Genomic DNA, 14,786 nt, shown 5'->3' on the forward strand with positions numbered 1-14,786 from the left:
GAAAGGTCAGGCCTGGTCGTCGTCGCCGCGCTTCTTCTCCGCCTCCTGGGCGAGGAATCGCTCGAACTCGGCTCCAAGCTCGTCGCCGCTAGGCAGGTCCTCGTCGCGCGTTAGTAACGACCTGTTCTCCTGAGCGTCGATGAAGGCATCGTACTGGCGCTCGAGCGCGGTCACCACTTGAGCAACCTCCGCGCTCGCCTCGACCTGCTCGTCGATCTTGGTCCTGATCACCGCCGCCGCTTCGGTCAACGCCGTCAGCGGTAGCTCGAGCGAAGCGATCTTGGCCACTTGCTCGAGCAACGCCTCGGCGGCGGCCGGGTAGTCGGTCTGCGTCAGGTAGTGCGGGACGTGCACGGTGTAGCCGACGACCTCGTGGCCGTGCTGGGCCATCCGGTATTCGAGCAGGTTGGACGCGCTGCCGGGAACCTGGATCTCGGAGATCCAGGGGGTGAACTCGGCGATCAACTCGGGGTTGTTCGAGTGCGCGGTCATCGTGATCGGCCGGGTGTGGGGAACCGCCATCGGGACGGTGCCCAGGCCGATGGTCTGGCGCACGCTCAGTCGCTCGGCCAGCAGGCGCACCGCGGTGATGAAGCGCTCCCACTTCAGATCGGGTTCCATCCCGGCGAGCAGCAGAAACGGGGTGCCGATGGTGTCACGCAACGCGTACAAGCTCAGTTCCGGCTCGTCGTAGTTCGTGAAGTGATCGGTCTTGAACGTCATCAGCGGCCGCCGCGACCGGTAATCCAGCAATTCGTCGATGGCGAAGGACGCGACCAGCTCGGTGTCCAGCGCCGCCTTCAGATGCGACGAGGCCAGCCGGATCGCGTGACCGGCGTCCGAGAAACCCTCCAGCGCGTGCACCAGCACCGGGCCCCGGCCGTCCGACGTCGACAACTGCGGCGCAGGCAGCTCTAGCTCGTACATTCCGGCCTGTCCGGGCTGGTAGTGCTGCTCCTGCGGGTCCTGACTAGCCATCGGGATCGCCTCCTCTCGAGGGTCCATCCAGGGTGTCCTACCAGTGTCCCCCGAATCGGGGGGCACGAAAATCAAACCGCGGTGTGAAGTTCGCGTTTAATCCTTCAGCGAACACGCCGGTGGGCGGTGCCCCCGAGTCGGGTGGCCCCCGACGCGTCGGAATCTGCTCGGTGCGCTGGTGTCAGGCATGATGATTCCGATGCGCGTTCCGACCCTGTTGCTGTGCTTGGTGGTCGCCGTGGCGACGTCGGTGACGTCGTGCAAGCGGCCGCCGAACGATCGTGCGTCGGTCCCCCCGGCGCCGACCGTGCGCAGCAGCGCGCCGGCGCAGCGGCTGAGCCAGCCCCAGCAGAAGGCGGTGGCGGGGCCGGTGGACCCGGACAAGCGCGTCGGCGCCATCTTCATCGACGGGGGGCCGCTGCACGTGTGCACGGGCTCGGTGGTGCATTCGACGGGCGGCAACCTGATGATGACCGCGGCGCACTGCCTGGCCGGGGCCTCCAAGATCACCTTCGTGCCGGGCTTCGCCGGCGACGCGCCACCCGGCCCGGCCGATGTGTGGAAGGCCGACGCCGTCTATCTGGACCCCCGCTGGAGCGCGAGCAAGGATCCGAACGCGGACTATGCGATCGCGCGGCTGAGCAACGACGCCGGGGGTTCGGTGGAGGCCCGCGCCGGGCTGGCGCTGACGCTGGGCACCACGCCGCCGCCCGGCAGCCACGTCACCGTGATGGGCTACCCGGCCGGCGTGGGTGGCGCGCCCATCGGGTGTCAGGCCAGCACGTCGGTGACCGAGGGCGGCTTCCCCTCGTTCCCGTGCGAGGGGTTGGTGGACGGCACCAGCGGCGCACCCTGGGTCAGCGGCACCATCCTCACCGGGGTGATCGGTGGTTTCGAGCGTGGTGGCTGCGCCGCGAACGTCTCGTATTCGGCGCCGTTCGACGCGCGAACCGCGCAGTTGCTGGCCCGCGCGGACGCCGGCGGCCCCGGCGACCCGATTCCCGGAGAACTCGACGACAGCTGTTAGTGGCGAAACTGGTTGAGCGCGCGCACTTTGTTCATCACGTCGAGCGCGGCCACCTTGTAGGCCTCGGAGAACGTGGGGTAGTTGAACACGGCGTCCACCAGGTATTCGACGGTGCCGCCGCAGCCCATCACGGCCTGCCCGATGTGCACCATCTCGGTGGCGCTGGTGCCGAAGATGTGCACGCCCAGGAGCTTGAGATCGTCGGTGGACACCAGCAGCTTGAGCATCCCGTAGGAGTCACCGGCGATCTGGCCGCGGGCCAGTTCCCGGTACCGGGCCACCCCGACCTCGTAGGGGATCGCGTTCTTGGTCAGTTCGACCTCGGTGGCCCCCACGTAGGAAACCTCGGGAATGGAGTAGATGCCGATCGGCTGCAGTTCGGTGATGCCGTCGGTCGGCTCCCCGAAGGCGTGATACGCGGCCAGCCGGCCCTGTTCCATCGAGGTCGCGGCCAGCGCGGGGAAGCCGATGACGTCGCCGACGGCGTAGATGTGCGGCACCTTGGTCTGAAAGAAGTCGTCGACGAAGATCCGGCCGCGGTTGTCGGCCTCGAGCTCGGCGTTGTGCAGGTCGAGGTGGTCGGTCTGGCCTTGGCGCCCGGCGGAATACATCACCGTCTCCGCGGGGATCTGCTTGCCGCTGGCCAGGGTCGTGACGGTGCCCGCCGAGCCGACGTCGACCGCGGTCACCTCCTCGCCGAACCGGAACGTCACCGCCAGGTCGCGCAGGTGGAATTTCAGCGCCTCGACGACCTCGGGGTCGCAGAAGTCCAGCATGTCGCTGCGCTTCTCCACCACGGTGACCTTGGTGCCCAGCGCGGCGAACATCGAGGCATATTCGATGCCGATCACCCCGGCACCGACCACCACCATCGAGGTGGGCAGCGATTTGAGGTCGAGGATGCCGTCGGAGTCGAGCACCCGCTCCTCGTCGAACTCGACACCGGACGGCCGCGCCGGCCGGGTGCCGGTGGCGATGACGATGTATTTGCCGCTTACGGTTAACTTTTCGCGACGGGACGGGTCTTCGACCTCGATGGTGTGCGGGTCGACGAACCGGCCGTGGCCCAGCAACAGGTCGATGCGGTTGCGCATCAGCTGATTGCGTACCACGTCGACCTCCTTGCCGATCACGTGCTGGGTGCGGGCCAGCAGGTCGGCCGGGGTGATCTTCTCCTTGACGCGGTAGCTCGCGCCGTACAGTTCGCGCTGGCTCATCCCGGTGAGGTAAAGGACGGCCTCGCGCAACGTCTTTGACGGGATGGTGCCGGTCTGGACGCACACGCCGCCGAGCATCTGGCCACGTTCGACGACCGCGACCGACTTGCCGAGCTTGGCCGACGCGATGGCGGCCTTCTGGCCGCCGGGCCCCGAACCGATGACCACCATGTCGTACTCTTGCGCCGAACTCATGGGGTAACAGTAGATCAGCAGCACTCACAGTGCTGGGTTCATTCACAGGCGCGGGATTCCGCACGTCCCCGCGAGCACCGGCTGACGGCACGGGCCGCCAGCGTGGTGCCCATGACGACGCATCGACCTGACTTCAAACTCAACCGACCCGGCGCGCTCATCGCCGCGCTGCCGGCGGTTCTCGGGTTCGTTCCCGAAAATTCATTGGTATTGGTGTCTTTGGACGGCGGCGACCTGGGGGCGGTGATGCGGGTCGACCTCTCAGACGAGCTCACCCGTCGGGTCGGGCACCTGGCCGAGGTCGCCGCCGCGGCCCGTCCCGACGCCGCGATCGCGGTGATCGTCAACGAGCAGGGGGCGCACTGCCCGTGCTGCAACGAGCAGTACCGGCAGCTGTGCGACGCACTAGCAAACTCGTTGTCTGAGAACGGTATCGAGCTGTGGGCTGCCCATGTGGTCGACCGTGTCGCGCTCGGCGGGCGCTGGCACTGCGTGGACGGGTGCGGTTCGAGCGGCGTGGTCGACGATCCATCCGCGTCACCGCTGGCGGCCGCGGCGGTGCTCGACGGCAGGCGGCTCTACGCGCGCCGCGCCGACCTGCAGGCCGTCATCGCGGTGCAGGACGCGGCGCGCAGCTCCGCGTTGACCGGCGTGATCGACCGGTACGCGACGCGGCGCCTGGCGGCCCAGCGCGCGGATCCGGCCCGACGCGCCCGGGCCGACGTCAAACACGCCATGGTGTCCGCGGCCCGGGCCGCGGCCGGCCAGGCGCTGTCCTCGACCCAGCTGGCCAAGCTGAGCTGCGCGCTGAGCGACGCGCAGGTGCGCGACATCCTCTACGCCCTGGCGGTCGGCGAGAACGCCGGCGAGGCCGAAACGTTGTGGGCGCTGCTGGCGCGCACCCTGCCGCCGCCCTGGCGGGTCGAGGCGCTGGTACTGCTCGCGTTCAGCGCTTACGCCCGCGGCGACGGGCCGCTGGCCGGGGTGTCGCTGGAGGCCGCGCTGCGCTGCGAGCCCGAGCATCGGATGGCGGGCATGCTGGACACCGCGTTGCAGTCGGGGTTGCGGCCGGAGGACATCCGGGAATTGGCGCTCACCGGCTACCGGCTGGCCAAGCAGCTGGGTGTGCGGTTACCGCCGCGACGGCCGTTCGGCCGCCGGGCGGGCTAGCCAGACCACCATGCCGGGCGGTCAGACCTTCTCGACCTTGACGGCGTGCGCCATCTCGTGCGGCAGGGTGACGTTCTCGTGGCCCGGGATGACGATGGTCACCCCGGCGGGTCCGGTCTCGACGGTCACCCGGGCGTTGGGGACGACGCCGGCGTCCTTCAGGCGGGTGATCAGGTCGATGTCGCCCTGCACGTGCTCGGTCAGCTGGCGGACCACCACGGCCACCGGGGAACCGGGCGGCAGCTCGGTCAACCGGACCAGGTTGGCGTCGTCGGCGCCCGACTCGGGGCCAACACCGAGGTCCAGGAGCCCCGGGATCGGGTTGCCGAACGGGGAGGTGGTCGGATGGTTGAGCACCTTCACCAGCCGCCGTTCGACGTCCTCGCTCATCACGTGTTCCCACCGGCATGCCTCGGCGTGCACTTCCTCCCAGGGCACACCGATGACGTCGACCAGCAACCGCTCGGCGAGGCGGTGCTTGCGCATGACGGCGATGGCCAACGCCCGGCCTTTGTCGGTGAGCTCGAGGTGCCGGTCGCCGGCGACGTGAAGGAGCCCATCGCGCTCCATGCGGGAAACGGTTTGGCTGACGGTCGGCCCACTCTGGTCGAGGCGCTCGGCGATCCGGGCGCGAAGCGGTGTCACGCCCTCTTCTTCGAGGTCGTAGATGGTCCGCAAGTACATCTCGGTGGTGTCAACCAGGTCGTTCATTCAGCACCTTCCATCGACGCCGAGTCTACTTGGCCAGCTGCGTGAATGGGTGTAACCCTTCCCCGACAAGCAGTATGCCCGCCGCGTCCGCGGCGGGCATACCGTCGTGCTACTAGTTCGGAGGCCTTAGCTTGCGTACGACCGTAGCCGGTCGGCGCGCTCGCCGTGGCGGAGTTTGGACATTACGTCCCGCTCGATCTGGCGGACCCGCTCGCGCGACAGGCCGAACAGCTTCCCGATCTGGTCCAGGGTGCGCGGCTGGCCGTCGTCCAGGCCGAAGCGCAGCCGGATCACCTGGTGCTCGCGCTCGTCGAGAGTGGCGAGCACGCTGCGGATGTCGGTGTGCAACAGCTCGGCGATCACCGCGTTCTCGGCGGACATCGCCTCGGCGTCCTCGATGAAGTCGCCCAGCGGTGCCTCCTCTTCGGAGCCGACCGGCATGTCCAGGCTTACCGGGTCGCGGCTGTGCTCGAGCAGGTCGTTGATCTTCTCGACCGGGATGCCGGACTCGGCGGCCAGTTCCTCGTCGGTGGCCTCGCGGCCCAGGTTCTGGTGCATCTCCCGCTTGATCCGCGCCAGCTTGTTGACCTGCTCGACCAGGTGCACGGGCAGGCGGATGGTGCGGCTCTGGTCGGCCATGCCGCGGGTGATGGCCTGGCGAATCCACCACGTGGCGTAGGTGGAGAACTTGAATCCCTTTGTGTAGTCGAACTTTTCCATCGCGCGGATCAGGCCCAGGTTGCCCTCCTGGATCAGGTCCAGCAGCGGCATGCCGCGACCCGTGTAGCGCTTCGCCAGCGACACCACCAGCCGCAGGTTCGCTTCCAGCAGGTGCCGGCGTGCGGCCTGGCCATCACGGACCACGGCCTCGAGGTCGCGTCGGCGGTTCTCCCCGAGGCGCTTACGGGTTTCCAGCAGGTGCTCCGCGTAGAGCCCAGCCTCGATGCGCTTGGCCAGTTCAACTTCGCCCGCCGCGTTCAGCAGCGCCGTCTTACCGATGCCATTGAGATAAACGCGCACGAGGTCGGCTGCGGGGCTCTGGGCGTCCAGATCGCCGTCAAATCTGCTCGTGCTGGCGTTCGCCATAGCGACCTCCCATTCGGCTTTGTGCTGTCATCGAGTACAACGACAGATCAGCCCTGAGAGTTCCCAGCGGTTTGTCATCTCACACGTCTTGACGTGCACAAATGTGCCGCCGACCTGAGAATGTCCTGAGAAGTCGGGGCAATCGCCTTCTCAGTGCGAGTGGCCGATGTCGCCGCCCGGTCCGGGGGGCCAGCCCGGTTGCGGGTGGCGACGCGACTCGAGCGCCAGGCGCTCGGCCGTCGGGAACAGCGGGGTGCGCCGCCGGGCGTCGTCGAACCGTCGCGGCTCGTCGGCGCTGCGCGGTGGCCGGTCGTTGGCGATCAGTACGGCCATCCACGGCAGCGGGATCGACACCGCCACGATCGCCAGCGAAATCAGACCGTTGTGCCAGGCGCCGTACGCGACGGCGGCCAGGATGAGCGCCGGTATCCGGAACCCCATCAACGTCAGGTACTTACGCACCCGGGCTCGGTGCTGTTCTTCGTAGGAGGGTGCGGCGGCGGTGATGAGGATCGGTCTGCCATCATCGTCGAACCCCAACTCGGAGCCGCGCGTCATTCTTCCACTGTCCCACACGACGGCGATTCCGGCAGAAGCGAGTTACGGGGCACAATGTCAGGTATGCAGACCCAGACGATCGAGCGCACCGAGACCGACGAACGCGTCGACGACGGGACCGGCAGCGATACGCCGAAATACTTCCACTACGTCAAGAAGGACAAGATCGCCGAGAGCGCGGTCATGGGTAATCACGTGGTGGCGTTGTGCGGGGAAGTGTTCCCCGTCACCAAGGCGGCCAAGCCCGGCTCGCCGGTTTGCCCGGATTGCAAGCAGATCTACGACCGGATGAAGAAGGACTAGATCGGCCGCGGCCGAGCACCCGTCACAGCGCCGCGTTGTCGGCGGCCGCCGGCTCCGGCGGGGGAGCCGCCGGTGCCTTCAGTGGTGTGATGCGCGATTGCAACCACTTGCGCAGCCGGTGCGCGTGCGTCTTCGGCGCCGGGAATTCCTCTTGGATCGCGGCGTTGAGCTCGGCGCCCAGCATCACGGCGAAACCGCCGAAGAACGCGAACAGCAGGAACGCGATCGGGGTGGCCAGCGCGCCGTAGGTGTAGCCCGTGCTGGTGATCCACCGCAGGTAGACCCGCAGGCCCAGCGTGGCGATGAGGAAGACCGCCGTGGCGAGCACGGCGCCGAAGATCAGCCGGTGCGTCGGCAGGGGCTCGGGCAGCGCGACCCGGTACAGAATGACCACGCCGATCAGCAGGCCGAGGATCAGCGCCGGGTAGTAGCCGTAGCGCAGGATGTTTTCCAGGCTGTCCGGGATGTGCTCGCTGACCTTGCGGGGGCCCACCACCAGCACCGGCGCCGCGCACACCACGAACACCAGCATCACCACATACAGGAACAGGGCGAAGAGCCGCTGTCGCACCGGATGCCGCAGTGGCGTCTGGTCGTGCGCCTCCACGACCGCGTCGACGTAGGCCGAGATGGCCGACGATCCCGCCCACATCGAGATCAGGAAACCGACCGACACCACCTCACCCCGGGCGTTGGCGGTGACGTCACGGATGGTCGGCTCGATGATCTCGTTGACGACGCTGGGCGAGAAGAAGCTCCGGATCGCCGAGATGATGCTCTTCTCGATCGCGGTCAGCGTGTCCGGCCCGAACAGCGGCGCCACGTAGGCGAGGCTGCCCAGCATTCCCAGCAGCAGCGGCGGGAGCGACAGCGCTGACCAGAAACCCGCCTGGGCCGACTCGGAAAAGATGGAGTCATCCCAGCTTTTCGAGAGGGTCCTCAGAGTGAGTCGCCAGATGTGATGGCGGGACGGTTTTGCGACTTGATCGCTCATACCCGTCCAGCATTACCGAAGACCGCCCCACTCGCCCACATTGGCGAAGGGTGAGTTCGGCGGAACTAGCTTCCGCTGACCTCCAGGACGGCGGACAGTTCGGTCAGCTTCGCCTCGTGCTCGTTGGCGTGATGCTGGCAGAAGAGAAGCTCAGCTCCTGAAGGCAGCGTGGCACGGACTCGAGCAGCGGCACCGCAGCGGTCGCAGCGGTCCGCCCGGGTGAGCTCGGGACTGGTCAGAGTTGCATTCATGGCTTCTCCGTTCTTGCTTTGATTCACTCTCTCAGACGTATGGGGTTTTTGCGTTGTTCCCCGATCGTTATCGGGTGTGTCGTTTCTCACGACCTGTAAACGTTTCGTTTCGAGGAACTCTCTACAGTGATCATCCGTGGCTTTCGCTCCTGACCTGCTGGTACATCTGTGCGGACGGGACGAGTGGTCCCGCGCCCGCGCGGCCGGTGAGATTCGCCCCGACACGTCCGGCGGCGGCCGGTTCATCCATCTCTCGGCGCCCGGCCAGGTCCATCTGCCGGCCAACCGGCTCTACCGCGGCCGCGATGATTTGGTGTTGCTGCACATCGACCCGGCGCGGCTGGACTCCGAAGTTCACTGGGAGCCAGGCGTGGCAACGGATCCGGAGTCGATGCTGTTCCCGCACCTCTACGGTCGGCTGCCCACGGCCGCTGTGATTCGGGTCACCGATTACCGGCCGGGCCCCGACGGCACCTTCCCGCCGGTCGGGGATTCCGCGTAGACGTCGGCTTCGATCTCCACCAGCATTTCGGGCGCGATCAACGCCGACACCTGCACCATGGTGGCCGCCGGGCGAATGTCACCGAACACTTCGGCGTGCACCGCGGCGACCTCGCCCCAGCGGGACATGTCGGTGACGTACACGCGGGTGCGAACCACGTCGGTGAGCGCCGCGCCAACTTGGGCGAGCGCAATCTCGATGCGGCGCAACGCTTCTCGAGTCTGGGTCGCGATGTCGCCGGCTGGGCCGGAGCCGGTGGTCCCGGCCACCCACACGTGCGGGCCGACCCGTACGGCACGCGAATAGCCGACGGCCGCCTCGAAGTCGGAGCCGGAGGAGACCAGTGTGCGGTTCATGCCGCCACCGTACGACGGCCGGCGCGGCGGGGCGACGCATTTTCCGGTCGAAGACGAGTGGTCTTGCGCGCCAATAAATTCGGCGAGTCGCTCAGTCCAGGTAGTCGCGCAGGACCTGCGAACGGCTGGGGTGGCGCAGCTTTGACATCGTCTTGGACTCGATCTGACGGATGCGCTCGCGGGTGACGCCGTAAACCTGGCCGATCTCGTCGAGGGTGCGCGGCTGGCCGTCGGTGAGCCCGAAGCGCAGCCGTACCACGCCGGCCTCGCGCTCGGACAGGGTCTCGAGCACCGACTGCAGCTGGTCCTGCAGCAGCGTGAACGACACCGCGTCGACGGCCACCACGGCCTCGCTGTCCTCGATGAAGTCACCGAGCTGGCTGTCGCCCTCGTCGCCGATGGTCTGGTCCAGCGAAATCGGCTCGCGGGCGTATTGCTGGATCTCCAGCACCTTTTCGGGCGTGATGTCCATTTCCTTGGCCAGCTCTTCGGGTGTGGGCTCGCGGCCCAGATCCTGCAGCAGCTCGCGCTGGATACGGCCCAGCTTGTTGATCACCTCGACCATGTGCACCGGGATGCGGATGGTGCGGGCCTGGTCGGCCATGGCGCGCGTTATGGCCTGGCGGATCCACCACGTGGCGTAGGTGGAGAACTTGTAACCCTTGGTGTAGTCGAATTTCTCGACCGCGCGGATCAGGCCCAGGTTGCCTTCCTGGATGAGGTCCAAAAACGCCATGCCGCGGCCGGTGTAGCGCTTGGCCAGTGACACCACGAGGCGCAGGTTGGCTTCCAGCAGATGGTTTTTCGCGCGATCGCCGTCGCGGCAGATCCACATCATGTCGCGGCGCTGCGCGGCGGGCAGCTTGTCGCCGCGCTCGGCCATCTCGGCCATCAGCTGCGTGGCGTACAGGCCGGCCTCGATCCGCTTGGCCAGCTCGACCTCTTCCTCGGCGTTGAGCAGCGCCACCTTGCCGATCTGCTTGAGGTAGGCGCGAACCGAGTCCGCGGAGGCGGTGAGTTCGGCGTCCTTGCGAGCCTGGCGCAGCGCCTCGGACTCGTCTTCGTCCCAGACGAAATCACCGGAGGCCTTGTCCTTTTCGGACGGCTCGGCGATCTCCTCGTCCTCTTCGGCGGCGGCCTCGCCGGCCGCGGCGACCGGGGCGGCGGCCTCTTCCTCGCTGTCGTCGGAGTCGGCGGGCTCGACGTCGGCGTCCTCGCCGTCGGCCGCAACGTCGTCTTCCAGGTCGTCCAGGCTCAGGTCGGCGGCGTCGATCTCGAGGTCTTCACCGGGTTCCGCGTCGAGCTCCGCGTCGTCGAGATCTTCGGCGGCCTCCAGGTCGACGTCGGCGTCCGCCGGGGCGCCCTTGGCCGCTTTCGTCCCGCGGGCCGACGGGGCCTTCGCCGCGCGGGTCTTCTTGGTGTCGGCACCGGCCTCGGTCTCGGGCTTGGCGGGCCGCGCCGGGGCCGCCTTGGCGGCGCGCTTAGCGGGGGCGGCGCCGTGAGCGGCCTTGGCCGCCGGTCGCTTAGCGGGGGAGGGTTTCGTGGCGGTCCGTTTCACCGGCGCGTCGGTTGCCGGGCTTGCCTTGGTCGCTGCCACTTACACCCCTTCGTTTGGGCTCACCTTCGGTGGGTATTGGGCATGGTTAACCGAAAGTGTCTGCTATGTCGATGTCGGCGTTGGATCAGCGTGGGTACTTGCACGCTATCGTTCGGGCGGTCGCCGATGACCATTGTAACGACAGTCAGCGGTCGAACGGCTCCGCCGGGCAAAAATCAGTGCGTCACGTCGGAGGTCGACGCCATCGCCGCGCCCACTATTCCGGCGGTGTTGAGCAGGGCCGCAGCCACCACCGGGGTGCGGTTTTCGAGCAGCGGTAGCCACTTGTCGGCCTTGCGGCTGATGCCGCCGCCGGCGATGAACAGGTCGGGCCACACCGCGTTCTCGATGGCGACCAGCACGCGGGTGACCTGCTTGGCCCACTTCTCGAAGGTCCAGTCGTTCTTCTCTTTGACCGACGACGCCGCCCGCTGCTCGGCCTCCTTGCCGCCCACCTCGAGGTGCCCGAACTCGGTGTTCGGGATCAACGTGCCGTTGTGGATGACCGCGGAGCCGATCCCGGTGCCGAACGTCAGCAACACCACCAGGCCGGACTGGTTTCTGCCCGCGCCGTAGTGTTCCTCGGCCAGCCCGGCGGCGTCGGCGTCGTTGAGCACCGTGACGTCCTGGCCGCCCAGCTCGGCGCTGATGATGTCGCGCGCGTTGGTGCCGATCCAGGATTTGTCGACGTTGGCCGCCGTCTGGACGACGCCGTGGGTGACGACCCCGGGATAGGTGACCCCGAGCGGGCCGGTCCAGCCGAACGCGTTGACCACCTCGCCGATGGTCTTGGCGACCGCCGACGGTGTCGCCGGCTGCGGGGTCAACAGCTTGACCCGATCGCCGATCAACTCGCCGGTGTCCATGTCGACGATGCCGCCCTTGATGCCGCTGCCGCCGACGTCGATGCCGAATCCCCGACGCTGTGGGGTGCCGACGGCGGTCCCGGTGCCGGGCGAATCCGTGGTCGAGTCGGTGCTGGTCATCGAAGCTCCTGGGCGTGACTTTGGCTGTCCGCCCACCTTAGCCCGGTGCCGATGTGGCGACGGGGTATCTGCGGGGCCGCGCCGCCTGTGATGCGATAGACCGGTGACCCGCCCTCAGGACGAGCCCGCCCGGTTGCGCGCGGTGGCCGAGTCGTTGGCCACGGAAGCCGCCGCATTCGTGCGGCGCCGGCGCGCCGAGGTGTTCGGGGCGACCGCGGCGGGCTCGCCATCTCCAGGCGACGGCGCCGTGCGGTCGAAGAGCACCCCCACCGATCCGGTGACCGTCGTCGACACGGAAACGGAGCGCCTGCTGCGGGATCGGCTGGCCGAATTGCGGCCGGGCGACCCGATTCTCGGCGAGGAGGGGGGCGGCCCGGCCGATCCGGCGGGCACGCCCGCGGGCGCGGTCACCTGGGTGCTCGATCCCATCGACGGCACGGTGAACTTCGTCTACGGCATACCGGCGTACGCGGTGTCGGTGGGCGTGCAGGTCGACGGGGTGTCGGTGGCGGGCGCGGTCGCCGACGTCGTCGGCGGCCGGGTGTACTCGGCGGCGGTGGGCCAGGGCGCACACGTCATCGACGAGGACGGCCCCCGGCCGTTGCGGTGCGCCGCGGTCGACGACTTGTCGATGGCGTTGCTGGGCACCGGTTTCGGTTATTCACGGCAGCGCCGGACGACGCAGGCGGCGTTGTTGGCGCGGCTGCTGCCGGTGGTCCGCGACGTCCGTCGCATCGGCTCGGCGGCGCTCGATCTGTGCATGGTCGCGGCGGGCCGGCTGGACGCGTTCTACGAGCACGGCCTGCAGCCGTGGGATTGCGCCGCGGGCGCGCTGATCGCGGCCGAGGCGGGGGCGCGAGTTAGCTTGCCGCCGCCCGACATTGAGGGCGCCGGGCTGGTGCTGGCCGCCGCGCCGGGAATCGCCGACGCGCTGCTGACCGCGCTGAACGAGGTCGACGGCCTGGACCCGATTCTCGACTGACGGTTCGTCAGCAGCTGCTGGAGTGAATCTTGGTGAGCAGCGCGGGGTCTGACGGCTCGGTGGCGCCGGGGCGCAGCGCGGCGAGGGCGGCGTCGATGTCGTCGTTGTGGGCCAGCGCGGTGAAGTCCGTTCCCAGCGACAAGTCGACGGAGTCGTCGGCGCGGTTGTCGTTGAACAACTCCATGCAGGGCGCCACCAGCCACACCGTCGCCGCGGTGGCTTGCCCTGCGGTGCCGAACCGGATCTGGCCCTGGCAGGTGAGCCGGGTGCCCGCGTAGAGCGGATCGTTGGCGGCGGCCGGCTGGGCGAAGCCGAGGTCTTTCAGCGCGCCGGCGACGTCGCCGGCCTGTCCGCCACGGCCGCTGGCGTTGAGGACGCGGACCTTGGCGTCGTTGAGCTTGGCCGGCGTGACGTCCATCATCGCGCTCCGCGACACCTGCTCGCCGAGCTGAGCCGCCGTCGAATTGGCCCCCTTCGGTGGTGGGTTGCACACCGCGACCTCGTGCACCCTGGCCGGCCGGGTCAGCGCGATCGTCCACACCACGGCCGTCGCCGCCACCAGGAGGACCACCACCACGATGGCGGGCCGGGGATTGCGTCGCCGGAAGGGCCGGCCGTGCTTGTCGAAGGCAGTACCCTCGGTGATTTGTGCGACCACAGGTGCACTCTAGTCGCACCCTAAACGCACTGTTCAAAGGCGAACGCAAGGGCCAATATGGGTGTGTGACGCAAATCACACACAACCGGGCCGCGATCCGGGCACGAATCATTTGGTGGATGCGTTCGACGCTGGTACAAAGCGATGCTTGAGCAACGAGGGCATGTGAGGGGATAGGGCGATGCCTACCGACTATGACGCTCCACGGCGCACCGAGACCGACGATGTCTCGGAGGACTCGCTGGAGGAGCTCAAAGCACGACGCAACGAGGCGGCTTCGGCCGTGGTTGACGTCGACGAATCCGAAACCGCTGAATCTTTTGAACTGCCTGGCGCCGACCTGTCGGGGGAAGAACTGTCGGTGCGCGTCATTCCGAAGCAGGCTGACGAGTTCACCTGCTCCAGCTGCTTCCTGGTGCAACACCGCAGCCGACTGGCCAGCGAAAAGAACGGCCTCATGATCTGTACCGACTGCGCAGCCTGACAGGTCAGCTGCGCAATGCCGACAGCACCCGCTCGGGGTGGCGGCAACTCACCAGCCAGTACGGCGTCGGGTCGTCCGGGTCGTCGAGGACGACCAGAATCATCGGTCCGATCCATGCCCGGTGCAGGACGAACGCCGCCGGGTCGAGTTGGCGTCCCAGCGCCGCGGACTTGGCCGACGCGGCGACCGAAGCGGATCGGGCGATCACGGTGACCGGCAGGTGCGCCTCACCGGCCCACAGCTCGACCCCGCCGGGGGCGTTCGGATCGGCGGTGACCCGAATCTCCACGCGGCCCAGCCACAACAGCGTTCCGGCGGCCACCGCGAACAGCGTCGCGTACGGCAGCCAGGTAGGACGGGGGGCGACACCCATGTTGACTTCGAACGCGATCAGCCCCGCCAGCCCGAAGGCCAACGGCCACCACCACCATGGCACCCACAGTCGTTCGCGATATCGCACACTGTGCGGCGCGACGCGCGTCCCGGACACGCAGTCAAGGGTAATCTGTGGCCCCGTGTCGACCAGTCTGGCCATCATCCGCCTCGATCCCGAGCTTCCACTGCCCACGCGCGCACATGAGGGCGACGCCGGAGTGGATCTCTACAGCGCGGAGGACCTCAAGCTGGAACCCGGGCGACGCGCCCTGGTGCGCACCGGCGTCGCGGTCGCGATTCCGTTCGGGATGGTCGGGTTGGTCCACCCGCGTTCGGGACTGGCGTCGCGCGTGGGA

General features: G+C 68.1%; 19 protein-coding genes. 7 read left to right on the forward strand and 12 right to left on the reverse strand.

Going from position 1 to position 14,786, the window contains the following annotated elements; genetic code table 11:
* Window positions 1–6: 6 nt before the first annotated feature.
* Window positions 7–978 (reverse strand): proteasome assembly chaperone family protein, encoded by a 972-nt coding sequence (locus tag A9X03_RS06705; RefSeq protein ID WP_068260267.1) that lies wholly within the window; start codon window positions 976–978, stop codon window positions 7–9.
* A gap of 187 nt (window positions 979–1,165) precedes the next feature.
* On the opposite strand from A9X03_RS06705, the gene A9X03_RS06710 reads away from it, so the two are divergent.
* Window positions 1,166–2,005, forward strand: coding sequence for a serine protease (locus tag A9X03_RS06710; protein WP_067749844.1), 840 nt, complete (start codon window positions 1,166–1,168; stop codon window positions 2,003–2,005).
* Here A9X03_RS06710 and sthA read toward each other — a convergent pair.
* Entirely contained in the window at window positions 2,002–3,417 is a 1,416-nt protein-coding gene (gene sthA / locus A9X03_RS06715; protein ID WP_067749858.1) for a Si-specific NAD(P)(+) transhydrogenase, read from the reverse strand. The two genes, A9X03_RS06710 and sthA, sit on opposite strands and share 4 nt — an antisense overlap.
* A 111-nt stretch (window positions 3,418–3,528) precedes the next feature.
* On the opposite strand from sthA, the gene A9X03_RS06720 reads away from it, so the two are divergent.
* A complete protein-coding gene (locus A9X03_RS06720) occupies window positions 3,529–4,587 on the forward strand; it encodes a DUF4192 domain-containing protein (protein ID WP_067780650.1) in 1,059 nt (352 codons plus the stop codon).
* 21 nt (window positions 4,588–4,608) lie between these two features.
* Here A9X03_RS06720 and ideR read toward each other — a convergent pair whose 3' ends face one another.
* The 3 genes from ideR to A9X03_RS06735 all read right to left on the reverse strand — a co-directional run bounded on the left by ideR (window position 4,609) and on the right by A9X03_RS06735 (window position 6,960).
* The gene (gene ideR, locus A9X03_RS06725) at window positions 4,609–5,298 is read right to left on the reverse strand and encodes an iron-dependent transcriptional regulator IdeR (protein ID WP_067268966.1); all 690 of its coding nucleotides are present in this window, start codon (window positions 5,296–5,298) and stop codon (window positions 4,609–4,611) included.
* A 126-nt stretch (window positions 5,299–5,424) separates the two neighbouring features.
* On the reverse strand, window positions 5,425–6,384 hold the full coding sequence (sigB, locus tag A9X03_RS06730; RefSeq protein ID WP_040623889.1) for a sigma-70 family RNA polymerase sigma factor SigB: 960 nt from the start codon (window positions 6,382–6,384) through the stop codon (window positions 5,425–5,427).
* 150 nt (window positions 6,385–6,534) lie between these two features.
* Window positions 6,535–6,960 carry a DUF3099 domain-containing protein gene (locus tag A9X03_RS06735; RefSeq protein ID WP_369831088.1) on the reverse strand — a complete coding sequence of 142 codons (426 nt, stop codon included), beginning with the start codon at window positions 6,958–6,960 and terminating at the stop codon, window positions 6,535–6,537.
* 45 nt (window positions 6,961–7,005) lie between these two features.
* Between A9X03_RS06735 and A9X03_RS06740 the strand changes: the two genes are divergently transcribed.
* The gene (locus A9X03_RS06740) at window positions 7,006–7,245 is read left to right on the forward strand and encodes a DUF3039 domain-containing protein (RefSeq protein ID WP_044485021.1); all 240 of its coding nucleotides are present in this window, start codon (window positions 7,006–7,008) and stop codon (window positions 7,243–7,245) included.
* 22 nt (window positions 7,246–7,267) lie between these two features.
* Here the strand turns inward: A9X03_RS06740 and A9X03_RS06745 are convergent, their stop codons facing one another.
* Together A9X03_RS06745 and A9X03_RS28285 are read right to left on the reverse strand one after the other, a co-directional pair.
* On the reverse strand, window positions 7,268–8,239 hold the full coding sequence (locus tag A9X03_RS06745; protein ID WP_068260245.1) for a YihY/virulence factor BrkB family protein: 972 nt from the start codon (window positions 8,237–8,239) through the stop codon (window positions 7,268–7,270).
* A gap of 65 nt (window positions 8,240–8,304) precedes the next feature.
* Window positions 8,305–8,490 (reverse strand): hypothetical protein, encoded by a 186-nt coding sequence (locus A9X03_RS28285; protein WP_007171575.1) that lies wholly within the window; start codon window positions 8,488–8,490, stop codon window positions 8,305–8,307.
* Between the two features lie 136 nt (window positions 8,491–8,626).
* Between A9X03_RS28285 and A9X03_RS06750 the strand changes: the two genes are divergently transcribed.
* Window positions 8,627–8,992 (forward strand): DUF952 domain-containing protein, encoded by a 366-nt coding sequence (locus A9X03_RS06750; protein WP_068260248.1) that lies wholly within the window; start codon window positions 8,627–8,629, stop codon window positions 8,990–8,992.
* On the opposite strand, the gene A9X03_RS06755 is transcribed toward A9X03_RS06750, so the two are convergent.
* The 3 genes from A9X03_RS06755 to ppgK all read right to left on the reverse strand — a co-directional run bounded on the left by A9X03_RS06755 (window position 8,941) and on the right by ppgK (window position 11,931).
* The gene (locus A9X03_RS06755; RefSeq protein WP_068260251.1) at window positions 8,941–9,348 is read right to left on the reverse strand and encodes a RidA family protein; all 408 of its coding nucleotides are present in this window, start codon (window positions 9,346–9,348) and stop codon (window positions 8,941–8,943) included. The two genes, A9X03_RS06750 and A9X03_RS06755, sit on opposite strands and share 52 nt — an antisense overlap.
* A 91-nt stretch (window positions 9,349–9,439) precedes the next feature.
* Window positions 9,440–10,945, reverse strand: coding sequence for an RNA polymerase sigma factor (locus A9X03_RS06760; protein ID WP_082954851.1), 1,506 nt, complete (start codon window positions 10,943–10,945; stop codon window positions 9,440–9,442).
* Between the two features lie 176 nt (window positions 10,946–11,121).
* The gene (ppgK, locus tag A9X03_RS06765) at window positions 11,122–11,931 is read right to left on the reverse strand and encodes a polyphosphate--glucose phosphotransferase (protein WP_067780647.1); all 810 of its coding nucleotides are present in this window, start codon (window positions 11,929–11,931) and stop codon (window positions 11,122–11,124) included.
* 103 nt (window positions 11,932–12,034) lie between these two features.
* Here ppgK and A9X03_RS06770 point away from each other — a divergent pair, with 103 nt between their 5' ends.
* Complete coding sequence (locus A9X03_RS06770) at window positions 12,035–12,913, forward strand: inositol monophosphatase family protein (protein WP_068260257.1); 879 nt, start codon at window positions 12,035–12,037, stop codon at window positions 12,911–12,913.
* A 7-nt stretch (window positions 12,914–12,920) separates the two neighbouring features.
* Here A9X03_RS06770 and cei read toward each other — a convergent pair whose 3' ends face one another.
* A complete protein-coding gene (gene cei / locus A9X03_RS06775) occupies window positions 12,921–13,571 on the reverse strand; it encodes an envelope integrity protein Cei (RefSeq protein ID WP_067749854.1) in 651 nt (216 codons plus the stop codon).
* Window positions 13,572–13,752: 181 nt separating this feature from the next.
* On the opposite strand from cei, the gene A9X03_RS06780 reads away from it, so the two are divergent.
* Window positions 13,753–14,055, forward strand: a complete 303-nt coding sequence (locus A9X03_RS06780; RefSeq protein ID WP_007171590.1) for a DUF4193 domain-containing protein — start codon at window positions 13,753–13,755, stop codon at window positions 14,053–14,055.
* 4 nt (window positions 14,056–14,059) lie between these two features.
* Here the strand turns inward: A9X03_RS06780 and A9X03_RS06785 are convergent, their stop codons facing one another.
* Window positions 14,060–14,545, reverse strand: coding sequence for a DUF3093 domain-containing protein (locus A9X03_RS06785; protein ID WP_067749856.1), 486 nt, complete (start codon window positions 14,543–14,545; stop codon window positions 14,060–14,062).
* 25 nt (window positions 14,546–14,570) lie between these two features.
* Here A9X03_RS06785 and A9X03_RS06790 point away from each other — a divergent pair.
* On the forward strand, window positions 14,571–14,786 hold a 216-nt coding region (locus tag A9X03_RS06790; RefSeq protein WP_369807393.1), incomplete at its 3' end, for a dUTP diphosphatase.

Origin of the sequence: Mycobacterium sp. E1715, assembly GCF_001667625.1 — a bacterium.
Lineage (GTDB): Bacteria > Actinomycetota > Actinomycetes > Mycobacteriales > Mycobacteriaceae > Mycobacterium.